The sequence below is a fragment of the uncultured Candidatus Puniceispirillum sp. genome (genome assembly GCF_963979125.1).
Lineage (GTDB): Bacteria > Pseudomonadota > Alphaproteobacteria > Puniceispirillales > Puniceispirillaceae > Puniceispirillum.
Map to the genome: position 1 here is coordinate 1 of NZ_CAXBVX010000008.1, position 18733 is coordinate 18733.

General features: G+C 50.3%; 15 protein-coding genes. 14 read left to right on the forward strand and 1 reads right to left on the reverse strand.

Features of this window, described 5'->3' with window-relative positions:
* The 7 genes from ABNT28_RS01895 to ABNT28_RS01925 all read left to right on the forward strand — a co-directional run.
* A partial coding sequence (locus ABNT28_RS01895) for an EF-Tu/IF-2/RF-3 family GTPase (protein WP_348720924.1) occupies positions 1-1167 on the forward strand: 1167 nt, incomplete at its 5' end.
* A 108-nt stretch (positions 1168-1275) separates the two neighbouring features.
* Complete coding sequence (locus ABNT28_RS01900) at positions 1276-1956, forward strand: orotate phosphoribosyltransferase (RefSeq protein WP_332924649.1); 681 nt, start codon at positions 1276-1278, stop codon at positions 1954-1956.
* Positions 1957-1984: 28 nt separating this feature from the next.
* Positions 1985-2437, forward strand: a complete 453-nt coding sequence (locus tag ABNT28_RS01905) for a YeeE/YedE thiosulfate transporter family protein (protein ID WP_332924648.1) — start codon at positions 1985-1987, stop codon at positions 2435-2437.
* The gene (locus ABNT28_RS01910) at positions 2437-2841 is read left to right on the forward strand and encodes a DUF6691 family protein (RefSeq protein WP_348720925.1); all 405 of its coding nucleotides are present in this window, start codon (positions 2437-2439) and stop codon (positions 2839-2841) included. Before ABNT28_RS01905 ends, ABNT28_RS01910 begins: the two co-directional genes overlap by 1 nt.
* 100 nt (positions 2842-2941) lie before the next feature.
* Complete coding sequence (locus ABNT28_RS01915; protein ID WP_348720926.1) at positions 2942-4555, forward strand: GMC family oxidoreductase N-terminal domain-containing protein; 1614 nt, start codon at positions 2942-2944, stop codon at positions 4553-4555.
* A gap of 146 nt (positions 4556-4701) precedes the next feature.
* Positions 4702-5979 carry an efflux RND transporter periplasmic adaptor subunit gene (locus ABNT28_RS01920; protein WP_332924645.1) on the forward strand — a complete coding sequence of 426 codons (1278 nt, stop codon included), beginning with the start codon at positions 4702-4704 and terminating at the stop codon, positions 5977-5979.
* A complete protein-coding gene (locus ABNT28_RS01925) occupies positions 5976-9107 on the forward strand; it encodes an efflux RND transporter permease subunit (protein WP_332924644.1) in 3132 nt (1043 codons plus the stop codon). Before ABNT28_RS01920 ends, ABNT28_RS01925 begins: the two co-directional genes overlap by 4 nt.
* A 42-nt stretch (positions 9108-9149) precedes the next feature.
* Here the strand turns inward: ABNT28_RS01925 and ABNT28_RS01930 are convergent, their stop codons facing one another.
* Positions 9150-10496 carry an amidase gene (locus ABNT28_RS01930; protein ID WP_348720927.1) on the reverse strand — a complete coding sequence of 449 codons (1347 nt, stop codon included), beginning with the start codon at positions 10494-10496 and terminating at the stop codon, positions 9150-9152.
* A 137-nt stretch (positions 10497-10633) separates the two neighbouring features.
* On the opposite strand from ABNT28_RS01930, the gene betA reads away from it, so the two are divergent.
* From betA to ABNT28_RS01965, 7 genes are all read left to right on the forward strand, one after another.
* Entirely contained in the window at positions 10634-12292 is a 1659-nt protein-coding gene (betA, locus tag ABNT28_RS01935; protein WP_348720928.1) for a choline dehydrogenase, read from the forward strand.
* A 100-nt stretch (positions 12293-12392) separates the two neighbouring features.
* A complete protein-coding gene (locus tag ABNT28_RS01940; protein ID WP_332923573.1) occupies positions 12393-13502 on the forward strand; it encodes an S-(hydroxymethyl)glutathione dehydrogenase/class III alcohol dehydrogenase in 1110 nt (369 codons plus the stop codon).
* A complete protein-coding gene (gene fghA / locus ABNT28_RS01945; protein ID WP_332923574.1) occupies positions 13502-14326 on the forward strand; it encodes an S-formylglutathione hydrolase in 825 nt (274 codons plus the stop codon). The genes ABNT28_RS01940 and fghA overlap by 1 nt, the downstream gene beginning before the upstream one ends.
* Positions 14327-14378: 52 nt before the next feature.
* Positions 14379-15323 (forward strand): agmatinase, encoded by a 945-nt coding sequence (gene speB, locus ABNT28_RS01950; RefSeq protein WP_332923575.1) that lies wholly within the window; start codon positions 14379-14381, stop codon positions 15321-15323.
* 26 nt (positions 15324-15349) lie between these two features.
* Entirely contained in the window at positions 15350-16525 is a 1176-nt protein-coding gene (locus ABNT28_RS01955) for a Xaa-Pro peptidase family protein (RefSeq protein WP_332923576.1), read from the forward strand.
* Positions 16525-17736: an acetylornithine deacetylase gene (gene argE, locus ABNT28_RS01960; protein WP_332923577.1), complete on the forward strand. Its 1212-nt coding sequence runs from the start codon at positions 16525-16527 to the stop codon at positions 17734-17736. The genes ABNT28_RS01955 and argE overlap by 1 nt, the downstream gene beginning before the upstream one ends.
* Complete coding sequence (locus tag ABNT28_RS01965) at positions 17733-18608, forward strand: EamA family transporter (RefSeq protein ID WP_332923578.1); 876 nt, start codon at positions 17733-17735, stop codon at positions 18606-18608. Before argE ends, ABNT28_RS01965 begins: the two co-directional genes overlap by 4 nt.
* Positions 18609-18733: the final 125 nt, after the last annotated feature.

Below are 18733 nucleotides of genomic sequence, written 5' to 3' on the forward strand. Positions count from 1 at the left end.
TATCTTGGTCGTTGTCTGGTTGGTCGCATTATGCAGGGAACTGCATCGGTTAATGAAGCGGTGCGTGCGCTTAATCTTGATGGTAGCGTTGTTGAATCAGGCCGTTTGACCAAGCTTTTGCGTTTTGAAGGCACCAACCGTGTGCCAGTTGACCATGTGACGGCAGGCGATATTGTCTGCATCGCGGGTCTTTCGATTGCGTCTGTTGCAGATACAATCTGTGCGCCATCTGTGACGCAACCATTGCAATCGACACCTATCGATCCGCCGACAATGTCGGTTACAATCACGGTTAATGATTCTCCTCTGGCTGGCCGTGAAGGCAAAAAGGTGACGTCAACAGTTATCCGTGACCGTCTGCTTGCCGAAGCCGAAACAAATGTGGCAATTACCTTTTCCGAGAGTGGCGGCAAGGACGCGTTTGAAATTGGCGGGCGCGGCGAGCTTCAGCTTGGTGTGCTGATTGAAACCATGCGACGCGAAGGCTTTGAAATGACAGTTTCACGCCCACGTGTGCTGTTTCAGACAGATGATGCGGGCAACCGGCTTGAGCCCATGGAAGAAGTCACCGTTGATGTGGATGAAGAATATTCAAGCGGCGTGGTTGATGGTCTGAATCGCCGTAAAGGTGAAATGCTTGATATGCGTGCGGCAGGTGCCGGAAAAACGCGGCTTGTATTTTTGGCGCCATCGCGTGGTCTGATCGGATATCAAAGCCGATTTCTGACCGAAACACGTGGTACCGGTGTGCTGAACCGTATTTTTCATTCTTATGCCCCGTATAAAGGTGAAATTATTGGCCGCCGTAATGGTGCGCTTATTTCCACGGATAACGGCATGGCGGTGGCTTATGCGCTGTTCAATCTGCAAGATCGTGGTTTGATGTTCGTTAGCCCGCAGACACCTGTCTATCAAGGCATGATTGTTGGCGAGCATAACCGGAATAATGATCTTGAAATCAATGTGCTGAAAGGCAAGCAGCTGACTAATGTGCGCGCATCTGGCACGGATGAAGCGGTTAAATTGGTACCTGCCAAGCGTATGTCGCTGGAAGAAATGATGGCGTATATCAATGAAGATGAATTGCTTGAGGTGACGCCAGAAAACCTTCGGTTGCGCAAAATGTATCTTGATCCACATGCACGCAAGCGCGCTGCCCGCGCCTAAAGTTTTCACGGGTCATCATCTCGATGCGTGACAAGTTGGACAGGCAGTTATATGCTGTCTGCTAGCAGGCTTTAGCCCTGATTGGTCGCTGGTTCTGGAGTTGATTTCATGTCATCACCCTATGTTTACGATAAGGCAAATATGGCGCGCGCTGTGGCGCGTATGTTGCTTGAAATTGATGCGGTTCTGTTTCGTGCAGACGAGCCATTCAAACTGACATCAGGAATGATGAGTCCGGTTTATATTGATTGTCGAAAAATCATTTCGTTTCCCCGCATGCGGGCAGCGATGATGGATTTTGGCACGACAGTGATTTTGAATGATATTGGACATGAAAGCCTTGATGCGCTGGCTGGCGGGGAAACGGCCGGTATTCCTTTTGCCGCCTGGCTGGCAGAGCGGACACATTTGCCGATGCAATATGTGCGCAAAAAACCCAAAGGTTTTGGCCGCGATGCGCGCATCGAAGGCGACATCAAGGATGGCCAGCGCATTCTGCTGGTCGAGGATCTGACGACGGATGGGGGCAGCAAGCTGAATTTTGTCGAAGCCTTACGCATGGCAGGCGCCGAGGTGGCGCATACATTCGTGATTTTCTATTATGATATTTTCAAGGACACGCCGGAAAAGCTGGCGGCTGAAGGCATCTCGCTTCATTATCTTGCTACATGGTGGGATGTGCTGGCCGCATGCAAAGAAACAGACCGCTTTGATGCCAAGACATTGGCGGCGGTTGAAGCCTTTTTGAATGATCCGCGTGCCTGGTCAAAGGCCCATGGTGGTGTTTGAGTTATGTCTTTAAGAAAGGCCTTTATTCATGACAATTGATATGGTGAATTTTACGCCGCTGAGCGCGCTTGTCGGCGGGGGTATGATCGGGCTGGCGGCTTTGGCCTTGATGGCGGTCAAAGGGCGGGTGATGGGCATAAGCGGTATTCTGGCCAGCCTGATCCGCCCCGATGCAGATGCCCCCGATGCGCATGATAGCAATAGCTGGCGTTTGGCGTTTGTGGCAGGTGCTATGCTGGGTCCACTAACGCTGGGGCTGTTTCATATTGATATTGATATTATCCCTGTGGCCTCAGGCTGGGTTTTACCGCTAGCAGGCTTGTTGGTTGGATTTGGTGCCGCGCTGGGGTCAGGATGCACATCCGGGCATGGCATTTGCGGGTTGGCACGGCTATCACCACGTTCATTAGTCGCTGTTATGACCTTTATGCTGACAGCCGTGATTACGGTATATCTTGTCCGCCATGCGGGGGTAATGTGATGCCGTTGTTATTCAGCTTTTTGATTGGTGGGTTATTCGGTATTGGGCTGGCTATAGCGGGTATGTTGAATCCGTCTAAGATTGCAGGCTTTCTGGATATTTTTGGTGCGTGGGATCCGTCATTGGCATTTGTCATGGGCGGCGGGGTTATCGTCAATCTGATCGGGCATCATCTACTTATGAAACGGGCGACACCATTATTTGGTGGCACCTTCAGGTTGCCAACAGTGCAGGATATTGATCGCCAGTTGCTGGGCGGCAGTGCCTTGTTCGGTATTGGCTGGGGTCTGGGTGGATTATGTCCGGGGCCTGTCATCTCATCCTTGCTGTTGCGTCCAGCAGATGTCGTGATCTTTGCCGTTATGATGATGGCAGGTCTGTGGCTTGGCAAAGCTATCAGATAGAATTTCGCATCCTGAACTTAAAAAGATAATTGCCAAACTCAGCTTTAGCGTGAAAAGTAGCCAATCGAAACCAGTTAATGTGCCATAGTCTGCGACGCGTATGAAAAGATTTGATTATATCATTATAGGTGCTGGTTCGGCTGGATGTGTGCTGGCAGATAAGCTCAGCGCTGATGGCCGTCATTCGGTGTTATTGCTGGAGTCAGGCCCGTCAGATGATCGGTTTTGGATCCGCACGCCTATTGGCTATGGCATGTCCTTTCATAATGACAAGGTGAACTGGCGATTTTCGACTATGCCAGAACCCGGGCTGGATGGCCGCAAGCTCTATTGGCCACGTGGCCGCGTGCTTGGTGGGTCAAGCTCGATTAATGCGCTGGTCTATCATCGGGGGGTGGCGGCTGATTATGATGATTGGGCAGATGCTGGCAATCCGGGCTGGGATTACAAATCGGTCAAACCAATTTTTGACGCCTTTGAGCAAATGGTCGATGCCAAAGACAAAGTCAGACATGCGGATGGCAAACTGACAGTTTCAGACCCAACATCCAGTCTGCATCCGATGAAAGACGATTTTTTTGCCATGTGTGAACAAAGTCAGGTGGCGTTTCATCGCAAACCGTCACAAATTGGTGAGGGCATATCGTCCTATTTGATTACAACACGCAATGGTAAACGATGCTCAAGTGCCGCGGCGTTTCTTCGTCCAGCCCAAAAGCGCAAAAACCTGACCGTGATGACAAATATAGATGCCGAACGTATTCTATTTCAGGACAACCGCGCCAGTTCGGTGCTGTGCTTTCATAGAGGCGCGCAAATAACATTCAGCGCAAACCGTGAAATAATTCTGTCGGCAGGAGCGGTCAAATCACCACAACTGTTACAGGTGTCGGGTATTGGCCCTGGTAAAATTCTGCGTGATGCGGGCGTTACAGTTAGAATGGAGCATCCGCATGTTGGCATGAATATGCAGGATCACCTTGGCATCAATTATTATTTCAAGGCGAATAAGCCGACCATGAATAACGTTCTGGGACGTTGGCCCGGGCGTATCATGGCAGGTATCGAATATATTCTGCGCAAAACCGGTCCGCTGTCATTGAGTGTCAACCAGATTGGCGGGCTGGTCAAAACGGACCCCGACCTAGCCGTGGCTAACGCGCAGATATATGCCAATCCGGTGAGCTATCAGATACAATATCACAATGAGCGCCCATTGTTGAAACCGGATGCTTTTCCAGGTTTCATTCTTGGCTTTAACAGTTGCCGTCCGGCTAGCGAAGGCAGCATAAAAATCACAACAGAAAAAGCATCCACGCCACCAAACATCTTTGGTAATTATATGACTCATCAAAGGGACATTGATGATGTGGTGAAGATGGCGCGATTTATTGGTCAGCTTCAAAATAGCCCTGCCATACAAGGAATACTGTCTGCATCCCCAAAGACGCCGCTTGATGTGATGAGCGATGATGATATTATTGCCGACTTCAAGGAAAGATGTGGTACTATTTTTCATCCATCCTGCACATGTCGTATGGGAACAACAATCGAAAATTCGGTTGTCAGTTCGGACCTTAAAGTACATGGTATAGATGGTTTACGGGTTGTTGATGCATCGGTGTTTCCAAATATTACATCAGCAAATATTAATGCCCCCACAATAATGGTGGCGCATAAGGCAGCTCAGGCTATTTTAGGCGAAGCCAAATAAGTGTTACTGCCAAATTAAGTGTTTCTATAAGATCTTTATAAAGATTCTGTATTGATAATGTTGCATGTGTGAGATGTTCATCTCATATGCAGGTTACGTATTTAAATCTGTTCGATCAATTAATTTAATGAACAGGACAAACTGTTATGAAAATTAAATCTTCATACTTATTGGCAGGTCTGATTGCTCTGCTTGTTGGTCTATGGATGGCGTCTGGTTCATTTATGAAAGATACGCCAGCGGCCATTAATGATAACGAGCCGACAGAGACAAATAGTGCGGATATATCTAAGCAATCTGATGCTGTGTCGAGCTTTAAAGTTTCAGCCATAACGGTTCAGAATGAGACGATTAACCGCACCATTCGTGCCAATGGGGTCAGCGAAGCTGCTTTTGATGTAACCGTGTCATCCAAGGTCGATGGCAACATCATCCACATTCCGGCTATCGAAGGAAGTGAGATCAAAATAGGCGATGTGCTGATTGTACTGGATAAAGGTACCTTGCCCGAACAGATTGCGGCGGCAAAGGCCGAGTTAAATGCAGCTGAGAAATCATATGATGCCGCACAAAAGCAATCCAAAGGTACGTTGAAAGAAGAACTGGCCGCCGCGCGCGCTAATCTTGTTGTTATTGAAAAGCGTCTGTCGATTGCCAACGAGTTGGCCAAGGATAATTTTACGGCGCCATTGGAACTGGCACAATTAAAAGCTGATTATGAGAATGCCCGCGTCCAACTTGCCAAGATTGAAACCGCCCAGAATTACCGTTCTGAACTGGAAGTGGCGCAAAATTTAGCGCGTGTAGAATCCGCAAGGGCTTCACTTGCGGCGTTGGAAACTCAGCTAAAGGATTCGACGATTACATCCCCTGTTAGCGGCTTGCTTGAAACATTGCACGTGGAAAAAGGTGAGCGTATGCGGCGCGATGCAGCAGCTGCTACGATCCTTGGCATGGATACGTTGAGCGTTATTGTCGCTGTACCGCAAAATGACATTGCGCAGATTTCAGTTGGCGACTTGGTTGACGTTAATATAGCTGGTGTTGGTTCAAATAAGGGTCAAGTCACTAAAATTGCGTCACAGTCAAATAAGGCAACGCGTACATTTGATGTCGAGGTTTCGTTGCAGAATAGAGACCGTAAATTACGTGGTGGTGTCACGGTCGAAGCGTCTATTGATGTAGGCACAATCGCGGCCTTTGGCATTTCACCTGCTCATTTGTCAGTGTCGCCAGATGGAGCCTTGATGGCCAAGATTAGCGTTGATGGCATTGTCCAGACGATAGATGTCGAGATGGTGCGTTCAGGTGGCGAGAAAGTTTTTGTTTCCGGCTTGCCTGACGGGACAACCTTGCTAACCGTTGGTCAGGCGTTTGTCGATATAGGTGATAGTGTTGATATTGCTTTAGAGACAGCATCATGAATAGCATAATCGAAGCGGCCTTTTCGCGCGCTGGTGCGGTTCTGCTGGCTCTGGTCGTTCTGTGCGGCATCGGCCTATCGGCATTCAATGAGATACCCAAAGAAGCAACGCCAGATATTGATATTCCGGTAGCCTATGTTTCGGTTGGCTATAAAGGCATTTCGCCAAATGATGCCGAACGCTTGCTTATTAAGCCATTGGAAAAGCATCTGCGGACTGTTGAAGGTCTTGATGTGATGAAATCAGTGGCCGCCGAGGGCTATGGGTCGGTTTCACTTGAATTTGCGGCAAATGAGAATATTGACCGTGCGCTGGCTGATGTGCGTCAGGCGGTTGATGATGCCAAACCGGATTTGCCAGCCGATGCAGATGAACCAAAGGTTATTGAAATTAATCTGTCACAATTTCCGATTTTGACAGCGGCATTATATGGGCCGGTATCGGAACGGACAATGGTGCTAGCGGCGCGCGAAATAAAAGATAAAATTGAGGCTTTGCCAGGTGTTCTTGAGGTCGAAATTGGTGGTGACCGCGAAGAAGTGCTGGAAATTCTGGTCGATGCATCAAGCATGGAGGCCTATGGGCTTGATCCATCAGTGGTGATGAGGCTTGTTCAGGGGAATAACCAGCTTGTGACAGCTGGCGCGATTGATGATGGCGGCGGACGCCTGCTGGTCAAGGTGCCAGGTGTTCTGGAAAGTGTTGATGATCTGATTAACATGCCGATCAAGGCGCGTGATGGTACATCGATCAAGTTTGGTGACGTTGCTGTTGTGCGGCGATCATTTGAACAGGCTGAAGGCTGGTCGCGCGTCAATGGTGAAGCGGCGATTGTGCTGGATGTGCGCAAACGCGTTGGTGCCAATGTTATCAATGTTGTCGAAGCAGCGCGGGCAGTGATTGATACAGCCGCCCCCATGATAGGCAATGACGTCAAGGTCAGCTATCTGTTTGATGACTCAAAAGATGTGCGTAATTTGCTCAGCGATCTGGGTAATAATGTCGGGGCGGCGGTTATCATTGTGATGGTGGTTGTTCTGGCAACATTAGGCGTGCGCAATGCAACGCTGGTTGGCCTTGCCATTCCCGGGTCGTTTCTGATTGGAATTACGGTGCTGAACAGTCTTGGGATCACAATGAATATTGTGGTGCTGTTTTCGCTGATTCTTGTGGCAGGAATGCTGGTTGATGGTGTGATTGTGACGACCGAATTTGCCGACCGGCGCATTGCCATGGGGGCGACGCGCCGCCAAGCCTATATGGTTGGCGCCCAGCGTATGGCTTGGCCTATCATTTCATCGACAGTGACGACCTTGATGGTATTTATGCCGTTACTTATATGGCCGGGCATTGTTGGCAAATTCATGAAATTTTTGCCTATAACCGTTATTTGCGTTTTAACGGCGTCACTGATTATGGCGCTTATTTTCATTCCGGTGCTGGGCAGTATGATTGGTAAAAAATCAGTGCCAAAAGGGATGATTTCAGCAACTGCACCGCGGTTTTACCGACGGGTTCTGAAAGTCGCCATAAGCCGCCCATTTGCAGTGATGGGATCCGTTATCGGCTTTATGGTGTTTGCCTTTATTGGCTATGGCAGTGCTGGACTTGGCGTAGAATTTTTCCCTGATATTGAACCCGATCAGGCACAAGTTCAGGTGCTTGCCCGTGGTGATCTTTCGGCAAAGGAACGTGACGCGCTTGTTGTGAAAGCCGAGCAAAGTATTATTTCAACTGGCGGCGTTCAAGATTTCTATGCGCGTTCATTCAGAGGTGGCGGTGCTGGTAATCAAGCCCCGCGTGATTCGATCGGCACGATCCGAACAGTATTTGTTGACTGGCGCGAGCGTGATAAAGCCAACTCAATCATCGAAGATATGCGCGGCATGGTCAAAGATATAGCTGGCGTCGAAATTAATATTCAAAAACCACAAAAGGGCCCTGGTGGTGCACAACCAATCAAGCTGGAAATTGTTGGTGATGATCTGGATCAGGTTGGTGCGGCGGCAGGGGCTGTTATCAAGCGGATGGAAGATATTGGCGGCTTTGTTGATATAACCGATAGCCGCCCCTTACCAGGTATGGAATGGACATTGGTGACCGATCGCGATGCCGCCAGCCGACATGGTGTATCGATTGCCGATATGGGCACAATGATTAAGATGCTGACGCGTGGTGCGCGCATTTCCGACTACCGCCCCGATGACAGCGAAGACGAACTGGATGTTGTGATGCGGTTCATGGGGGATCAACGAAATCTTGATCGCTTGAAAGAATTGCGTGTTCCGGCGGCGGATGGATCCTATGTGCCATTATCGGTGTTTGCGTCGCTGCAACCCAAAGTCAAGCAAGGCAATATCGAACGGCTGGATGGACGCCGTTATATGTATGTTAATTCAGATGTCAGCGAAGGCTTGTTGCCTGCCGAGCAATTTACCAAATTGCAAACATCGCTTGCCGAAACGCCATTAGCGCAGAATGTCGATATTGTGTATGGCGGCGAAAATGAAGACATTGCCGAAACACAAGCATTTCTGGGTAAATCATTCTTGCTGTCAATGACGCTGATGGTGGTTGTATTGATGCTTCAGTTTAATTCGGCATGGCAGGCCTTTGTCATTATGTCGGCGATCATTCTGTCAACTGGCGGCGTGGTTCTGGGGCTGTGGATAACCGGACGGCCATTTGGCGTAGTTATGTCAGGGCTGGGCGTGATCTCGCTTGCAGGTATAGTGGTGAATAATAATATCGTGCTGATCGATACGTTTAACGAATATCGAAAGCGTGGTTACAAGGCACGTCATGCCGCGTTTCGTGCAGGTTTGGTTCGTTTTCGTCCGGTTGTACTGACGGCGATTACAACCATTCTGGGGCTGTTGCCGATGGTGTTTGAACTGACTATCAAAATTGCGGATCGTGAGATTTTCGCTGGTGCGCCTTCGTCACAATGGTGGACCCAGCTATCAAGCACGATCGCCGGAGGTTTGACTTTTGCCACAATATTAACGCTGGTGGCTACGCCAGCCATGCTGGTGCTACGTGATTCTGCGCCGATGATGTGGGTGGCCAAAAAAATTGACCAGATATTAACGATTGGGCGTAAATCCCGACAGGCCGTATCAGCCTGATCGCGACGGCTGGTTTTGTGGTTGTTTTTGGTTGGTGCGGCACTAGCCACGAATAATAGCCTCTAGCCCCTCGGCAATCGCCAGCAAACGGCGGTCATGATGCCGTGATCCCATCAATGACAGACCAACAGGCGCGGTGCCATGCTGATGACATGGAATAGTGATGGTTGGACGATCAAGATAGTTAGAAATTGCCGTATTACGCAAACTACGTGCATTCATTGCAAGTTGTTTTTCGATGGTTGGCATGTCGGCAATGGCAGGGGCTATGCCTGGCGTTGTGGGTAGCATGAGCGCATCAAAGCCGCGGGTTTGCATTTTGATGGCATGACAGACCGCATCGCGCTTTTCGAACATATCAATATAGTCAGCCGCCAAAATATCAGCACCGCCGCGCAGACGACGCCCAATGAAGGGATCGTATTTTTCGCTGTGATCGCTGTCCAGCCAATGTCGATGAACAGCATAGGCTTCGGCAGATACAATGCTTTTTGGATTATTGCTGGGGCGCATAGCTTCCAGCGCGTCAAGGCGGATTTTTTGTACATGTACGCCAGCACCATGCAAGCGGTCTATGGCAGCGTCAAAGGCAGCGGCAATGTCGGTGTCCAGATCTTCCATCAAATACCCATCGGGGATGGCGAGGCGAAGTCCCGCCGCGGCAAAGGCTGTTTCACGGATGCCTGAACCGCCTGCTATGATGCTATCGATTATGCTGACACAGGCCACGCTGTTCCCCATTGGGCCAGCGGCATCAAATGATGGTGAAAGTGGAAACACCCCGTCGGATGGCATACGCGCAGTGCTTGGTTTCAGGCCAACAATGCCGCAATAGGACGCTGGTGCGCGTGTTGATCCGCCTGTATCCGAGCCAATCGTTGCGGCCGCCATTTTATCGCTGACGGACACGGCGCTACCCGATGACGAACCGCCAGAAACGCGCCCTGTTGCGCGATCATAGGGGCTAAGCGGATTGCCGTAATGTGCGTTCATGCCAAGACCGGAAAAAGCAAATTCAGTCATATTCGTACGGCCAATCAGAATAAATCCAGCCTGACGCAGACGCGCAATAATGGTTGCATCTGCATTGGCAGGCGGGCTATCGGCAAGCAGGATAGAGCCAGCCTTGGTTACCTCGCCAGCAACATCGAACAGGTCCTTTATCGACAGGCTAACCCCCGCAAAAGGCGGTAAGATCCAGCCATTCTTGCGGGCTGTATCGACTGCGTCGGCTTCGGCGCGGGCACGGTCATGATAGGTTTCGATGAATGTGTTCTGCCCCTGGCCGTTTTTGTCATCAATCGCGGCTAGACAGGTTTCAATATGGTCGCTGGCGCTAAGGCTACCATCGGCGATGTGGCGGGCAATATTTTCAATCAAATAGGTCATGTCGAATAGTATGGCCTGAGCGGCGGTTAAATGCATCTCAATTTATTCAAATTGATGGCTATTATCCAGCCATGGATGGGACAATAAGCGGCAAACAATCTTGACAGTCTGCGACGTCTCGCTTGATAGTGGCGCTTATGGATTTAGAGTTTGATTATATTATTGTGGGGTCGGGGTCAGCTGGCAGTACGATGGCCTATCGCCTTGGCGAAGATGGTACACGCCGCATTCTGGTTCTGGAATTTGGCGGCTCGGATGCGGGGCCTTTTATCCAGATGCCAGCGGCTTTATCTTATCCGATGAATATGCCCAGATATGACTGGAGCTATATTGCCGAACCCGAAGACAGCCTTGGTGGCCGACAGCTTGTCTGTCCACGGGGCAAGGTACTTGGCGGGTCATCATCGATCAACGGCATGATTTATGTGCGTGGCAATCCAGGTGACTATGCGCATTGGGAAGCGGCTGGTGCGACAGGCTGGGGCTATGCTGATGTTTTGCCCTATTTTCGGCGCATGGAACAATCGCATGGCGGTGAAGCCCCTTGGCGGGGCACGTCTGGCCCATTGCATGTCACGCGTGGACCACGTGATAATCCGTTACATGATGCGTTTATCAGTGCAAGCCAGCAAGCTGGCTATACGGCAACGCCTGATTATAACGGCTATCGGCAAGAGGGGTTTGGCCCAGCTGATATGACGGTTTATAAAGGCCGCCGTTGGTCAACGGCAAATGCCTATCTGCGGCCTGCCTTGAAACGGGGCAATGTGCAGCTTGAAACAGGCGCGCTGGTTGACCGGATTATCTTTGACGGCAAACGTGCTGTTGGGATCGACTATTTTCAAAATGGCATACGCCATCATGCCCGCGCCCGCGCCGAAGTGATTCTGGCGGCAGGGGCGATTAACTCGCCGCAGATTCTGCAACGGTCTGGTATCGGGCCAGGCAAGGTTCTGCAACAGGCTAGTGTCGATATGGTGTGCGAACGGGCTGGCGTTGGTGAAAATCTGCAAGATCATCTGGAAGTTTATTTCCAGATCGCCTGTCTGCAGCCCATCACGCTGTATAAGCATCTAAATCTGTTTTCAAAGGCGATCATTGGCGCCCGCTGGTTATTCTTCAAATCGGGTCTTGGTGCGTCCAATCAATTTGAAACGTTGGGATTTATCCGCTCGCAAGCTGGCGTATCCTATCCTGATATTCAGTATCATTTTCTGCCTGTGGCGATCCGTTATGATGGCACCGCCCCCGCCGAAGGGCATGGGTTCCAGCTTCATGTCGGGCCGATGCGATCAAAATCACGTGGACATGTACGGATTCGAAATAATGCTGCCGCGATGGCACCCGAAATCAAATTTAATTATCTGAGCCATGCGGATGATTGGGCAGATTTTCGGCGTTGTATCCGTTTGAGCCGTGAGATCATAGGACAGTCAGCCATGGATCCCTATCGCGGGCATGAAATTCAACCTGGTGATGACCAGACTTCGGATCAACAGATTGACGCCTTTATCCGCGATCATGCTGAGAGTGCGTATCATCCGTGCGGCACTGTGCGCATGGGCGCTAAAGATGATGCAGGCGCGGTGGTCGATTCAGAATGCCGCGTTATCGGGGTTGATGGCTTGCGGGTGGCGGATTCGTCAATTTTTCCACGCATTACGAATGGCAATCTGAATGCGCCATCGATCATGACAGGTGAAAAGGCATCGGATCATATTTTGGGACGCGCGCCGCTTGCACGTGCCAATGATGTTCCATTTGAACATCCAGACTGGGAAAAATCGCAAAGATAAGGTGTTGGCGCATAGCAAAGCTATCGTCAGCGTTTAGTTTTTGTGAAATACTTTAAAAATTCAATGAGTCTAAATGGCTTTTACTATCAGGGAGAGAAAGATGAAAACCAGAGCCGCAGTTGCGATACAGGCAGGAAAGCCGCTGGAAATTATGGAAGTGGATCTGGAAGGGCCGCGTGATGGTGAGGTGCTGGTCGAAATTATGGCGACAGGCATTTGCCATACGGACGAATTCACTCTTTCAGGCGCTGACCCGGAAGGCATGTTTCCGGCCATTCTTGGCCATGAAGGTGCCGGTATTGTTCGCGACGTTGGTAAAGGTGTTACCACGCTAAAGCCTGGCGATCATGTGATTCCACTATATACACCGGAATGCCGTGAATGTGATTATTGCCTGCATCCGAAAACAAATCTATGTCAGGCTATTCGTACAACGCAAGGTCAGGGCGTAATGCCAGATGGCACAAGCCGGTTTTCAATCGATGGCAAACCTGTTCTGCATTATATGGGAACATCAACATTTTCCAACTTTACCGTGGTACCTGAAATTGCACTGGCCAAGGTTAATAAGGACGCCCCGTTTGACAAGATTTGCTATATCGGTTGCGGCGTGACCACGGGTATTGGCGCGGTTATCAATACAGCAAAAGCCGAACCCGGATGTAATGCGGTGGTATTTGGTCTTGGCGGTATCGGGCTGAATGTGATTCAGGGTCTGCGGATGATCGGTGCCAATATGATTGTTGGCGTGGATATGAATAACAGCAAAAAAGAATGGGGCGAAAAATTCGGCATGACGCATTTTGTCAATCCAAGTGAGGTTGATGGTGATCTGGTCGGGCATCTGGTCGAATTGACCAATGGTGGCGCGGACTATTCTTTTGAATGTATTGGTAATACGACGGTCATGCGTCAGGCGTTGGAATGCGCACATAAAGGCTGGGGTGAGAGCATCATCATTGGTGTGGCTGGTGCCGGTCAGGAGATTTCAACGCGGCCTTTCCAGCTGGTGACAGGTAGAAGCTGGCGTGGCACTGCCTTTGGCGGGGCACGTGGGCGCACCGATGTACCAAAGATTGTTGATTGGTATATGCAAGGCAAGATCGATATTGATCCGCTGATTACGCATACATTGCCGCTTGAAGATATTAATAAGGGCTTTGATCTGATGCATGCAGGCGAGTCAATCCGTTCGGTGGTGATCTATTAATGAAAACAATCAGTACAGCATTATCTTTTGGCGGCACCCAAGGTGTTTATCGGCATGCTTCAGCAGTGACCGGATGCGATATGACCTTTGCCGTATTTATGCCGCCACATGACAAGCCTGTGCCGGTATTGTGGTATCTGTCCGGATTGACCTGTACCCATGCCAATGTCATGGATAAGGGCGAATATCGCCGCGTTGCTGCCGAACTGGGGGTAGCGATTATTTGCCCCGATACCAGCCCGCGGGGGGATGATGTTCCAGATGAAGCTGACAACTGGCAGTTTGGAAGTGGTGCCGGTTTTTATGTTGACGCAACCAAGGCGCCCTATGCCAAAAATTACAATATGTATAGCTATGTCACCGAAGAACTGCCTGCGCTGATCGCGGCAGAATTTGATGTTGATATGGATCGACAAGGTATTTTTGGGCATTCAATGGGCGGGCATGGTGCGTTGACCATCGCGCTGAAACATCCGGATCGCTATAAAAGTGCGTCGGCCTTTGCTCCGATTGCGCAACCATCAACGGCTGACTGGTCATCAGGATCGCTGGCCAAATATCTTGGTGATGACGCCTCAGGCTGGCGGGACTATGATACGGTTGCCTTGCTGGAAGATGGACACAGCTTTGATGATTTTCTGGTAGATCAGGGTACTGCGGACAGCTTTCTGGATAATGGTCTGCGGCCATGGTTACTGGAAGAGGCATGCAAAAATGCTGGACAGAAGCTGACCTTGCGTATGCAAGAGGGGTATGACCATTCCTATCTTTTCATATCCAGCTTTATGGAAGATCATCTGCGCTGGCATATGAAACGTCTTTAAGGGATCGTCTTTAGGGGGATCACCTTTAGAGGGATCGCCGGTAGGAGGCCATATGAAGAATCAACCAATTGGTGGCAATGATATGCCGCGTTTTGCGGGGCCTGGCACGATGATGCGCTTGCCTTCGGCCGATAATGCGGCGGGGCTGGATGCCTGTTTTATCGGTGTGCCGATGGATATTGGCGCATCAAACCGCCCAGGCACGCGGTTTGGCCCCAAGCAGATTCGGGCTGAATCGGTTATGCTTCGTCCCTATAATATGTGGACAAAGGCTGCCCCTTTTGATTCGATTCAGGTTGCTGATATTGGCGATGTGCCGATCAATACATTTGATCTGAAAGATTCAGTTACGCGCATTACGAATTTTTATGATGATGTGCTGACGCATGACGTGATCCCGCTGTCACTTGGCGGCGATCATACGATGACGCTGCCGATATTACGCGCAATGGCCAAAAAGCATGGGCCTGTCGGGTTGATTCATGTTGATGCCCATGCCGATATTAATGACCATATGTTTGGTGAGAAAATTGCCCATGGCACACCGTTCCGCAGGGCGTGGGAAGAAAAGCTAATCGATCCTAAACGCACCTATCAGATTGGATTGCGGGGAACAGGCTATACCGCCGAGGATTTTGACTGGGCGCGCGATAAAGGTTTTTCAGTTACCCAAGCCGAGGAATTATGGCATCGTTCAGCCGCGCCGTTGATTGCCAAAATCAAGGATGCGCTGGGTGATGAGCCTGTTTACCTGAGCTTTGATATTGACGCTCTTGATCCGGCTTTTGCGCCAGGCACCGGCACACAGGAAATTGGTGGGCTGACGACAATTCAGGCGCTTGAAATCATCCGGGGCTGTCATGGGTTAAATATTGTTGGCTGTGACCTTGTTGAAGTATCGCCGCCATATGATCCACAAGGAAGCACAGCGTTGGTTGCGGCGAATTTGTTATTTGAAATGTTGTGCGTTCTGCCAGGAGTCGCATATCGAAGCTAGCACGTCTTTAGATGGGGGATTTATCGATGGCACCAGCATTTAGCAAAGCCGAATATAGCAGCCGGATAGACCGTGTGCGCCGCGCCATGCAAACGCATGATATTGACGTTCTGGTTATTGGCGATCCTTCGAATATGAACTGGCTGACTGGCTTTGATTCATGGTCGTTTTATACACCGCAAATGATGGTGCTCGATCTGGTGAATGGGCCGTTTCTGATGACCCGTCTGATGGATGTAAAGGCGGCAGGTTTTACCACCTATTTATCCGCGTCCCAGATTATCGGGTATCCTGAGCCGCTGGTGCAGCAACCCGATACGCACCCGTCTGATTATGTTGCAAGCTGGATGCGTGATGCTGGCCATGCTAAGGCGAGGATCGGCTATGAAAGCGATAGTTATTATTTTTCGCCGCGCTCTTTGCATGCCTTGCAAGCGGGCTTGCCCGATGCAAAATGGGTTGATGCCGATTTGCTGGTTAACTGGGTGCGCGTCATAAAAAGCGATGCCGAACTGGCGATGATGTATCAGGCGGCACAGATCGCCGATATGGCGATGCAGGTCGCGTGGGACGGCGCCAAGGTAGGGGTCAGACAATGTGATTTGATGGCTGATATTACCGCCGCACAGATTAAAGGTACTGCAGAATTTGGCGGTGATATGCCCGCTTTGCATCCACTTATTCTGGCAGGTGAGGCAGCAACAGCGGCACATCCGATGTGGACTGATGCGAAGCTTGAAGCAGGCCAGACGATTGCCTTTGAACTTGGGGCGTGTCGTAAACGTTATAATGTCGGGCTGGCGCGGACAGTGCATCTGGGGACAGATAAGCCAGCCGCCTTGATCGATACAGCCAAGGCGGTTGAAGAAGGTATGGATGTGGTTATGTCATCCTTGCATGCTGATGCGGTGGCAGGGGATGTGCATGCTGCCTGGCAAGGGGTGCTTGATCGCTATGGGCTGGAAAAGAAAAGCCGGATTGGCTATTCGATTGGCGTTGCCTATGCGCCGGACTGGGGTGAGCATACGATCAGTTTCCGACCAGATGAACCAACGATCGTACCAGAAAATGCCGTTGTGCATATTATCCTTGGCATGTGGATGGCTGGCTGGGGCATGGAGCTGAGCGAAACATTACATGTGCGGGACAAGGACTGTGTGCGGCTGAGTGCATTTCCGCAACATGTTCACGTGGTTGCCTGATGAGCACGACCCTCGAACAGGCTGAAAAGCTGTTGGCTGATCTGGTCAGCTTTCCCACTGTTACGGGATTACCAAATGGCGACATGATCGCCTATATCAAGACGTATCTGGAAGATCTGGGCATTCCGGTGATGCTGGATGCACATGACGATGGTGTGCGGTTCAATCTGTTTGCCAGCATTGGCCCCGGACACTGTGACGGGATCATTCTATCGGGGCATACGGATGTTGTGCCAGCAACTGGCGATGGCTGGAGTCGTGATCCTTTTGTTTTGCACAAGCAGGATGGCCGCCTATATGGGCGTGGCGCGGTCGATATGAAAGGTTTTCTGGCAACCGCTCTAGCGATGGCGCCCGCATTCAAAGCGGCTGAAGATAAGCTGACTATGCCTCTTCATTATGCATTTACCTTTGATGAGGAGGTAGGCAGTTTTGGCGCGGCGCAAATGCCAGATTTTCTGCGCCGCGAAGGTATAAAGCCAGCAATGGCGATTATTGGCGAGCCGACAGGGATGCGTCCTTTCATAGGGCATAAAGGTGGGCTGGAGCTGGTTGCCGAAATACGTGGATCGGCAGGTCATGCCTCGGATCCGCGTGGCAAGGTCAATGCGATTTATTATGCGGCGCGGCTGATTACCTATATTGAACAGGTGGCAGACAAATTGGCCACTGCACCGGCAACGGACTCACTGTTTAATCCGCCCTATACAACATTGTCAGTTGGACATATCGAAGGCGGTGAAGCCCGCAATATTATCCCTGATTACTGTCGGTTTTTATGGGAAATCAGGCCATTACCAGGTGATGATGCCTATGCCATTCTGGCAGACATAAAGGCCTATATCGCCGATGTGCTGGTGCCGGAGATGCAGACAATACGTATGGATGCGAACATTTCAATTACCGAAATATCATGGTGTCCGGGGATGGATGCCCGTGCCACATCATCGGTAGCATCGCTGATTGCCCGCCTGTGGACAAATGAAGCCCCGTCGGTTGTGTCTTTTGGTACCGATGGCGGGCATTATCAGCAGGCAGGCATGGAAACAATCGTATTTGGCCCCGGCGGCATGGATGAAATGCATCAGCCTGACGAATTTATCGAGGTGGATGCGATCAAACAGGGGCTCGCCTTTTTGGAAAACCTGCTGAGCTATGCACAGGAAGCATCTTCAGCGCATCCTATGTCTTCAACTGGCCACATGTCTTGAGTATCCGTGATCTTCTGATCGCGCTTCTGGTGCCGCTGACATGGGGGTTTGGTTTTGCCCTAGCCAAAAGCGGGTTAGAGCATTTTCCACCTTTATTGCTGATGGGTATGCGCTTTGGAATTGCCGCCCTGATACTGGTCTGGTTTGTGCCGATACCACGAGGTTATCTGGTCAAATTATGTTTCATTGCCCTTGTTTCAGCGACAATACAATATGGCCTCACCTTTTCAGGGCTGGCGCGCATGGATGCCACGCCCGCGATTTTGCTGGTGCAAAGTGAGGTGATTTTTGGGGTTATTATCGGCGCTATGCTGTTGGGTGAGAAGCCTGATTTACGGCAAATTCTGGGAATTATAATTGCCCTTGCTGGGATCATGATCCTGATTGGTGGTCCGGCGCTGACTGACAAGATGACGGGTATCGTTCTGGTTCTGTCAGGCTGTTTTACATGGGCATTCGGACAGGTGTTGATTCGTAAGTTTACCGTTGGTCTGTCGGGCTTTCAACTGACCGCCTGGGTTGGGGTGATGGCTAGCCCACAAATGTTTCTGGCATCATTTTTTGTCGAAGGTAATCCAGTGCCTTTTCTTGAGGCTGCCCCCCTATCGGCTTGGGGCACAGTGATCTATCTGGGTGTTGTCATGACCGTGGTTGGCTATTCGGCATGGTATTATGTGCTGGGGCGCTATCCGATGCCTGTTGTGATGCCGTTGCAGATGCTGTTGCCAGTATCAACAATTCTGGGCGCTATGAGTTTTCTTGGCGAACGCCCCGAACCAATTGTGTTTGCTGGTGGCATTGTTGTTATTATTGGCGTTGGTGTGGTGATTATAGAACCTTCGGTCATACGTAAATGGCGTCAAAACCGATAAATAATTGGCCAGATACCCGCATTAATGACGATGTATGCATAATCGCTGATGAAATTAAACGGTTATGTACGCTTGTGTTTTTTCCTTTCCGCTTTTAAGTTTCCGCATCAAGATCATTTGCCTTT

Coding starts and splice junctions, on each gene's coding strand:
- ABNT28_RS01900 (WP_332924649.1), top strand. CDS start 1,276: ATGTCATCACCCTATGTTTACGATAAGGCAAATATGGCGCGCGCTGTG.
- ABNT28_RS01940 (WP_332923573.1), top strand. CDS start 12,393: ATGAAAACCAGAGCCGCAGTTGCGATACAGGCAGGAAAGCCGCTGGAA.
- ABNT28_RS01910 (WP_348720925.1), top strand. CDS start 2,437: ATGCCGTTGTTATTCAGCTTTTTGATTGGTGGGTTATTCGGTATTGGG.
- ABNT28_RS01930 (WP_348720927.1), bottom strand. CDS start 10,496: ATGACCTATTTGATTGAAAATATTGCCCGCCACATCGCCGATGGTAGC.
- ABNT28_RS01920 (WP_332924645.1), top strand. CDS start 4,702: ATGAAAATTAAATCTTCATACTTATTGGCAGGTCTGATTGCTCTGCTT.
- speB (WP_332923575.1), top strand. CDS start 14,379: ATGAAGAATCAACCAATTGGTGGCAATGATATGCCGCGTTTTGCGGGG.
- betA (WP_348720928.1), top strand. CDS start 10,634: ATGGATTTAGAGTTTGATTATATTATTGTGGGGTCGGGGTCAGCTGGC.
- ABNT28_RS01925 (WP_332924644.1), top strand. CDS start 5,976: ATGAATAGCATAATCGAAGCGGCCTTTTCGCGCGCTGGTGCGGTTCTG.
- ABNT28_RS01905 (WP_332924648.1), top strand. CDS start 1,985: ATGACAATTGATATGGTGAATTTTACGCCGCTGAGCGCGCTTGTCGGC.
- fghA (WP_332923574.1), top strand. CDS start 13,502: ATGAAAACAATCAGTACAGCATTATCTTTTGGCGGCACCCAAGGTGTT.
- ABNT28_RS01955 (WP_332923576.1), top strand. CDS start 15,350: ATGGCACCAGCATTTAGCAAAGCCGAATATAGCAGCCGGATAGACCGT.
- ABNT28_RS01915 (WP_348720926.1), top strand. CDS start 2,942: ATGAAAAGATTTGATTATATCATTATAGGTGCTGGTTCGGCTGGATGT.
- argE (WP_332923577.1), top strand. CDS start 16,525: ATGAGCACGACCCTCGAACAGGCTGAAAAGCTGTTGGCTGATCTGGTC.